Annotated in this window: 9 protein-coding genes and 1 pseudogene; 6 read left to right on the top strand and 4 right to left on the bottom strand. The window is 58.1% G+C overall.

Translation table 11 applies throughout. The annotated features are described in order from the left end of the window. The 3 genes from IVB32_RS09555 to IVB32_RS09545 all read left to right on the top strand — a co-directional run. Positions 1 to 582, top strand: a 582-nt coding sequence (locus IVB32_RS09555; RefSeq protein WP_247410247.1) for a hypothetical protein, incomplete at its 5' end; no start/stop codon positions are given. Positions 583 to 856: 274 nt separating this feature from the next. Continuing rightward, complete coding sequence (locus IVB32_RS09550; protein ID WP_247370055.1) at positions 857 to 1,072, top strand: hypothetical protein; 216 nt, start codon at positions 857 to 859, stop codon at positions 1,070 to 1,072. Positions 1,073 to 1,349: 277 nt separating this feature from the next. After that, positions 1,350 to 1,529 (top strand): hypothetical protein, encoded by a 180-nt coding sequence (locus IVB32_RS09545; protein WP_247370053.1) that lies wholly within the window; start codon positions 1,350 to 1,352, stop codon positions 1,527 to 1,529. A 59-nt stretch (positions 1,530 to 1,588) separates the two neighbouring features. Here IVB32_RS09545 and IVB32_RS09540 read toward each other — a convergent pair whose 3' ends face one another. Both IVB32_RS09540 and IVB32_RS09535 read right to left on the bottom strand, forming a co-directional pair. Next, positions 1,589 to 1,930: an H-NS histone family protein gene (locus IVB32_RS09540; protein WP_085358730.1), complete on the bottom strand. Its 342-nt coding sequence runs from the start codon at positions 1,928 to 1,930 to the stop codon at positions 1,589 to 1,591. Between the two features lie 528 nt (positions 1,931 to 2,458). Continuing rightward, a complete protein-coding gene (locus IVB32_RS09535; protein WP_085358732.1) occupies positions 2,459 to 2,698 on the bottom strand; it encodes a hypothetical protein in 240 nt (79 codons plus the stop codon). A 198-nt stretch (positions 2,699 to 2,896) separates the two neighbouring features. Here IVB32_RS09535 and IVB32_RS09530 point away from each other — a divergent pair, with 198 nt between their 5' ends. Beyond that, on the top strand, positions 2,897 to 3,643 hold the full coding sequence (locus IVB32_RS09530) for a response regulator transcription factor (protein ID WP_247369111.1): 747 nt from the start codon (positions 2,897 to 2,899) through the stop codon (positions 3,641 to 3,643). 12 nt (positions 3,644 to 3,655) lie between these two features. On the opposite strand, the gene IVB32_RS09525 is transcribed toward IVB32_RS09530, so the two are convergent. Continuing rightward, positions 3,656 to 3,928 carry a hypothetical protein gene (locus IVB32_RS09525; RefSeq protein ID WP_162847239.1) on the bottom strand — a complete coding sequence of 91 codons (273 nt, stop codon included), beginning with the start codon at positions 3,926 to 3,928 and terminating at the stop codon, positions 3,656 to 3,658. Positions 3,929 to 5,310: 1,382 nt separating this feature from the next. Here IVB32_RS09525 and IVB32_RS42600 point away from each other — a divergent pair. Next, positions 5,311 to 5,793 carry a phasin family protein gene (locus IVB32_RS42600; RefSeq protein WP_085352703.1) on the top strand — a complete coding sequence of 161 codons (483 nt, stop codon included), beginning with the start codon at positions 5,311 to 5,313 and terminating at the stop codon, positions 5,791 to 5,793. 279 nt (positions 5,794 to 6,072) lie between these two features. Here the strand turns inward: IVB32_RS42600 and IVB32_RS09510 are convergent, their stop codons facing one another. Continuing rightward, on the bottom strand, positions 6,073 to 6,864 hold the full coding sequence (locus tag IVB32_RS09510) for a Crp/Fnr family transcriptional regulator (protein WP_085352704.1): 792 nt from the start codon (positions 6,862 to 6,864) through the stop codon (positions 6,073 to 6,075). Positions 6,865 to 7,329: 465 nt separating this feature from the next. On the opposite strand from IVB32_RS09510, the pseudogene IVB32_RS43020 reads away from it, so the two are divergent. Beyond that, positions 7,330 to 7,530, top strand: a pseudogene (locus tag IVB32_RS43020) (hypothetical protein); the annotation flags it as partial. Between the last annotated feature and the right edge of the window lie 24 nt (positions 7,531 to 7,554).

The raw sequence follows: 7,554 nt of genomic DNA, 5'->3' as shown, positions 1-7,554 counted from the left end.
ACCACCAAAACCCCCGCCACTGCGAGGGGAGAGACCGGGGCCAAGGACCCGCCGGCCGGTCCAATGATTAACGCTCCTTTTGCGCGGGAATGCCAGTCCTTTCTGCAGCAAAATTGCTGTTCTTTGGGCTCGAAAATCCTCGATCTGTCAATGCGTTGGAGCGAGCTTCCGGCCGCCACCATCAGCATCAGCCGAGGGCCTCGGACATGGCGTAAATTCGACAAATCGAAGCCAATCGCAGCAACGCCAAGCGCAGCACGGGGCCGAAAACGGCGGATGGAAAGACGAGGCCGCAACGCGCTGCGTCATGGGCTGGCGCGCAGCGCCATCAGCGATCCTGCCGAGGCGGCGAATCTCGCGGTCGCGATTGCTTCGGGGCTGGGGCATCAAGTTTTGCCGGACCTACTGATGGCCCTTGCACGTTCCAAGCTCGCGCTGCTACGCATCCGCAGCCTCCGCCACGATCTGTTAGCCACGCTATTGAACTGGCCCGTCCCAGCCGGCGTGAAACGCCTTAACAATCTCGAGCGCTATGAGCGGGCGGCATTGGCGAAACACAAACGCGCACTTCGGGCCCTCTGACCAAGCGAGGGAGAGGGCACGCGAGCAAATTGGCTTCGTTCCGGAATTTTCCGGACGGACTGGTATACATCCCGGCTAATCCAGGTATTCGCCCGACCTTGCGAACTGCCAGAGCTCGCAAGAATTCGCGCGCGAAGGCCGAGCATTGGTCCAAATTGTGATCAGACATGCTGGGATCGAGCTTTGAATGCATCAGAAAGCCCATTTGCGCCGTCGTGAATGGACCCGTACGGCGTCCATCAAGAAATCGACAGCTTTCGCGGAGTGAAATGAGGTGCCTGCCCGGGTGAACCACCGTTTTCAAAAACTAGAATTATATTTTGGTGATTTCAATTATTTAAGTTCTCATTTTCGCGGTCCCGGCCTGCCTTCAATCAACCGCCTTGAATCGAAGAACGCTCGGCCGCTCGCCGGCATCGGTTTTTCCCTGTTTAGCGCGCGCCCGTTCCCTGATCACATCAGAGATTTCCCTGATATGGATTTGCCATAAATTGCCGCAATAGCTTGGAGGCGCAGGTGTTTTCGTCGGATTCCGTTGGCCAAATAGCCCCCGCGACATGGGTTTTCCATGTAAAATTCCCTGTTCCCAGGGAATTTTAGGCCATGGATCGCATGCCGGGTCGCCCCCCGGAAATTAAATCACGTGCGTAGCTTATTTAATTTGAGGGAATCATGATTCGGGTTTACCCTCTGGATCGGGCTTTGGAATGCAGTAAGGACGAGCCGATGACCCAACTCGACGCGAAGGCGAAGATCGTCGTGAGTTCTTGAAGAGCTGCGGAAAATTTGCCGCCGTCACCCCTCCTGCCATGACGCTGTTGCTGTCCACCTCTCTTACGTCAACCGCGATAGCCAGTTCAGGCGGTCATATTGTTCATGGCAACAATGGCTACGGCAACGGCGGCGGTGACGGCAGTCCGAACAATAAAGAGGATCGCGATCGCTAGATGTTGCTGTGGACAGCCGCGCCATAGCAGTGTCTACGGCGTCGCGACCGTCGCGGGGCTCAACCGGTGCGGCGGCGCTTGTGGCTGGATGAACGGTTGATCAACAAATCGTTCAGCTTCTTGCCGGCTCGGAGCTGCGCCTTCAGCCAGCGGGGTTGCTTGCCACGACCGGACCAGGTCTCGGACGGGTTTTTCGGATTTTGATACTTCGGCAGCACGGGCGGGTAGGGGCGGCGCGCACGTTCCCCGTTGGGGGCCCCGGAAGTTCCCTCGATCCTGCGAAGCCGCTCTTCGAGCTTGGCTTTTTCCGCAATCATTCTCCGACTAAGAACAGTCGTCACTTCATCGTAAAGCCGCCACAGCTCAGCTGTGGTCGCGGATGCCCACTCTTCGTTCCCCATGGAAGCCGTCCCCACTACTTCCGATTTGAAATAGGAGGGGGGCTTATCAGGTCGAAGCCCCGTCGGGCAAGCCTGATCGGCCCGCGCACAGAACTCTAGTGTGCAGTGCGGTACTTCTTGGCGCTACCAGCCGGGCCTGTGCCTTCGACCGGCCGGTCGCCTCCCAGCCGGTCTCCGCCGGCGGACCCTTCGCATCGGGCCGAGCAAGCGCTGCTCGGCCATCGACACGCGACTACGTAAATTCTGCAATTCGGTGAATTGAACGATCAGAGATTCATGCGTTTGGCGCAAAACAGCCGAAGAATACATATGACCACCTACTCATTACCAGCGATGTCCCGTGACCGCAGATTGAAGTTTGCCGGGTTAGCGAAAATGTCGCCCGAACTTTGCTGACCAGGTTTTCATCGGTGCTACTGCCGAAGCAGAGCCGTTATCGTTCGCGACGTCTGATTAATGGTTGGAAAATTTCCACTCCTCATATTGATGTTGGATGAATAGTATTACTTTTTGAGCCTCCTCTTCGTGTTATGGGGCGAGGCTTTCAGCTGCCTCGCTCCGGTCAAGTTTGTCGAATGTTAGATTCGAATCGTGAATGTGACTATATATCGTTCGTAATAAGTGGTCGGTGATGAGCTTGATGGCGGTTAACCAATCCTGACAGGCAGCCACATACTGGACCGCCAGATCTGCGGGAGAGTTTTGCAGATCATAGCCAGGAGAGAAGGCGCTGTTTTGTAGATGAATCGACTGCTTCGGATTTTCCATGGAGGACCGCAATCCTACGGTGCTGCACGCATTCTCAAAGCGAGTTACAGTGGTGTGGCCATCATGCGTTGCCGATCGCCGTGACGAATTGACAGTGCGGCATTTTGGCAGAACGGATTGTTGTGCTTCCCGCGCGTCTTGAGGTGAATGCAGGAATAAAAACTGCCGCGCGGGGTATCAGGAATAGGCAGGGGAAGCATGCGCCGCATCAGAGTCGTCATCGCGGATCGGCACCCGATCGTCTTGCAGGGGATCAGCAGCGTCCTTGCGGCGCAGCGCGATTTCGCGATCGTGGCCGCCTGCGGCGATACTGCAAGCTGCATTGGGGCCATCCGACTTTTGGTGCCCGACATTGCACTGGTCGATATTGCAATGCCCAGTATCAGTCGACCTGACATTCTGGCTATCGCAAACACCGCTGGCCAAGGTACCCGGGTCATTTTCTTCGCTGAAAAGGCCGGCGATCAAAGGTCGCAGACGCTGGCCGCGGGCCGCGCCTGCCTCGTCCTCACGAGGGATGCTGAGCCGGAGATGCTGGTCGCGACCCTGAGGAAGGTTGCGGAACGCCAGGGGCCGGCATCGCGGTCGCCGTGCACAGGTGGCGAGGTCCGTGGGGAGTCTCACATCGGTGAGGAAAAGGCTCCGACGCAGCTGACCGACCGGGAACGGCAGATCATGAGACTTGTATCGGAGGGGCTGTCGAACAAGGAGATTGGGCGTTTCCTGAACATTACCGATGGTACGATCAAAGTCCACCTTCACCACATCTTCCAGAAGCTCGATATCAGCAATCGAACAGTTCTCGCGGCATTTGCAATTTCGCAAAACGGGCAACATGCGGCCGCACGTGAACTCGCCCCTTCCGGCCTACTACAGCAGGATTCGTCGGTTCGAAACGACGAGGACGTCAAGCGTAGCAGTGTCCTTCCGGAACGTACGCGTTAGCTGGACATCGCATCATGCTGGGCGGTGAGCATCGGTTGCGGCGCGCAGATGCTCGGCCATGTTGCGGCAGGCTCCTTCGGCCTCAGCCAATGTTCGGAAGGGCGACCCGCTGATCTTGATCGCGCCGTTGTTCTCGTAGAGTGGTCGCCAACTCGCCAGGTACCCGAAGCGTCCGTGAAAGCCTGGACCGGTAGGGCTCTCCAGGCTGATCACAAACGAGAAGCCATCGCCGCTCGCGCTCCAGATCTCCATGTTTTCGATTGGCCGGTGAAATTGCAGTGGCATGGCAATCATCCGTCGTGCGCTGCTCTTGACCCAGCTAATCAGATATATGCATATTAAATATTAATTTGATACTCTCGATTGGGGCTCCGGCAACGGGCTAGCAAGCCCGAAAGGCCATGGAAATGCTGGCAGTCCGCCGGCGGCGCACGCCTCGCAATCTCCATTTTTCAAACAAAATTTTGGTTGAAAGTCTATTTAATATATAATACCAATAAAGTAGATTTAAATCAAGGGGAGCGCATCGTGAGCCAAAGTGGCAATGAAGATGACGACCGGCGGGCGTTCCTGAAAACCTGCGGAAGATTCGCGGCCGTGACACCCCCCGTCATGACGCTGCTGCTGTCGACCTCGCTGACCTCGACAGCCATCGCACGTTCAGGCGGACAGAACGGAGCAACGCAAGGCGATGACAGGGACCAGTCATTCTTCGACAACGATCGTCCGTCCTCTGGGGCCTCGGGGTCCTCTGGCGGCGGGTCACCTGGAGGTAGTGGCGGACCTGGGGGGCGCCGTGGTGGCTCATCTGCTGCTGGAAAGCCATCCGGCGGGGGCGGCAGATCGGGCGGAGCGACCGGTGGCGAAGGACCTTTCGCGACGGGAGGGAACTCCGGAAATCCGGCCGCATATGGAGGGGTCGATTGTGCAGATGAAGAAGACGACGAGCGGAGGCACAAGCCCGAGTGCGAGCGAGCCGCCACTCGACTTTCGAGCGCAACCCGCTCCGAGCCTTAACAACGGTTCGATCCGCTGTTGTTGCAAGCTGAGCAGCCAGACCCAATGGAGCGTGCCGCGCGCCGGGGCACATGAGTACTTTTTTAACGCGCCGCCGCATCGTCATCGGCAACGCAGCATGCCGAATTAGTCGCGTTTTCCTTTGATTGCATATTTTTTTTGCCCACGTCAAAGCTGGCGGAATTCTCGCGGACATATTGCTAGGAGAACTCACATGAAAATCTGCGCTCGAGTGGACAACCCTGCCGCTGTTCTTCGCCAGCGTCTCGAAGCCCTTGCCTCTCAACTCGCAGAACTTGAGAGTCTCAGGGACCGGGTGGATCGAGAAGAGAACCATCAGCGCGAGCGGCGCCAGTCCGGCTATCTCAGACGACGAGCAAGCTCAGAGTGCAACCGAGCGGTCGCTGCAACGTCGCAGATCTAAAGCTCCGCCTGGTCGCAACCCATCAAATTATTTCAGCGAGAGTCCGAAAGCGAACGGATGTTTCGAATTTAATCGATCATATTGGCTTCGGCAGGGGGCGAGCGGTTCATCCGCAGCAGCCTCCGGTCACGCCGAGAACAGGGGCGCTGGTTTTCTGGCGCAGTACGTGCCGGGAGCGGGGAGTCTTCAATCCATTAACTAGTTTCGCTTGAAAGGATGAAAGCTCGTGAATGATGCCAATGTGAAAGTCGAAACGCAGGCCGATCCGGTGAATGAGAATACGAATGGTGCAAAACCAAGGATCGATTTGCCGCTTTTGAATTTCCAGGAACTCTTCCGTGGATTCGCCGAGCAGGGCGCCGCGCAGACCAAGAAAAATATCGCGAGCATGAAAGCGACTTCCGAGGAGATCAGCGACATTCTCCGTGAAGCCTGCTCAATGAACGCCAGAGGGGCCGTCGATTACGGTGCCAAGGTCATCGAGATTTCCAAAGACAATACCAGGGCCACCCTGGAGTTTTTATCCCGGCTCGCTGAGACCAGGTCGCTGCTGGATATCGTGCATCTTTCGACCGCCCGAAGCCGCGAGGCTTTCGAAGTCGTCTCCGCACAGAATCGGGAGCTCTGGGAGCTCGCGCAGAAAGTTGCGATCGAGACGACCGAGCCCATCAAGACCAGCTTCAATAGGGTGTTTCACAAGACCGTCTGAACCGAGGCTACCGGCCGCGCGGTTCGACTGGACGGACATCTCCGCGACGAGGGGACGCTCGGTCCAGTCGATGGCGGGGCAGCGTGCCCTGACCGCACAACAGGTTGCAGGAGATCAAGATGGGTGTGGTGATGATCAAATGCCCGGAAACGGGCGACGCCATTTCGACGGGTATCGAAACCGATCGCGAAAGGTTTCGTTGCAGCGCGGTATTCTTTCGCGCACCTATTGCCGGGTCTGCGCGGCTACACACGAGTGGTTCGCGCGAGAGCCCTGGGTCTACGAGCCTGCCCTGGATAGTCGGTTGCCGGGCGGCTGGCAGGCGTCTCGCGCCGGCGCGGCGTGAATAAGTCCTGCTGCGCCACGCGAAACGATCCGATCGATTCTGCGGCTCATCACCTTGTAGCACTCGCATGCCACGGCTTCGAGCCGCGGCCGGTCAATCTCGAGCTGACCGCGGCGGTTGGATTTCAAGGCTCGTGACGCGCGCAATGCCCTCACAACATGCGTGACCGTGGTGCGCCGGACCCCCAGTAGCTCCGACATAGTCTCCTGTGTCAAAGGGAGGGGATTGCTGCTATTCGCCCGGTCGTGAATTTGAAGCAGCCAGCAGGCCATCCGGGCTTCGACGGAATGCAGTGCATTGCAAGCCGCGACGTGCTGAACCTGCGTCAGCAGCGATCTCGTGAAAATCTGCGCCATGGATGCGATGGCGGGGCTGCGCCCCAGAGCTGACAAAAATTGCGCCGCCGGAATCTGCAGCACGGGCCCTGGTACGCGGACGACTACCGTCACAGATGAGTGGGATGTGCCAAGCGCCAACGTTAGACCGATCGCACCTTCACGACCGATCACCGCTGTGGCGGCAGTCTGCCCGTTCGGCAAGTCCACGATGAAGGCAATCGCGCCGCCACAGGGGAAGAGAAGGTGCTCGATCCGATCTCCCGATCGGACCAGTACGGCGTCGCGCTCGAGCACGACTTTCCGCAGGTGAGGCGCAAGCAAAGCGAAATCGGCCGGCGGCAAGGCTGCTAACAATCGATTACCAACTCTGGTCGCGTGGTCCATCATGGGATTCGTCCCCACCGATGTCCGGCGCTAGGTCTCGTGCCGGCTGGTGCCAGCTGGTCTGCACTACTCAACAGCGATCCAATCGGTCACCGGAGATATGGTTCCAATTGGGAGTCGTGCGTGTGCGACGGCACCGCCACGCACGATCCCGCGAGATCCTGCGATTGGCGCCAACTGGAGACCGGCAGGCTCGCGGGCATTGCAGTTGATTTCGGCCGAGCCTATCGCTCGTCCGCCTTCTCGGGAACCGGAAGAGTGTCCTCGGAGCGGACGCTCTATGCCTGTGGGACGGATGCCAATTTTTGGCCGAATATGCTCAGGCGGCGACTGCCTAATCATTGAACGTTCTTAACTCGTGGCTAAACTCTTAATCAGGCGGGTCCCAGGTTTGGGCCCCGCCCACCGCACCTCGCAAAGCCTTAGGCCGATCCACGGTTTGAAGACCGAATTAAAACGGCTTTTCACGTCGAGACCGGCAACGATAGCTGGCGGTTCAAAAGCCGAGACGACGATCACGCGACCCGCGCTCGTCTCGCCTCCGCTATCCCGGCCAGCTCCGACGAGACGAGCGCTACCAGCAAACCCCGCCGCGCAAAGGGGTCAAAATTGGGCTCTGACGCATATTCGATGATCGTGATTGTTTTTATGGCGCGCCAATCAGCCTAGCCTGAAGGAGATCGAGCTTAGCGC

The sequence above is a fragment of the Bradyrhizobium sp. 23 genome (genome assembly GCF_023073295.1).
Taxonomy (GTDB): domain Bacteria; phylum Pseudomonadota; class Alphaproteobacteria; order Rhizobiales; family Xanthobacteraceae; genus Bradyrhizobium; species Bradyrhizobium canariense_D.
This window is presented reverse-complemented; position numbering and strand designations above follow the sequence as displayed.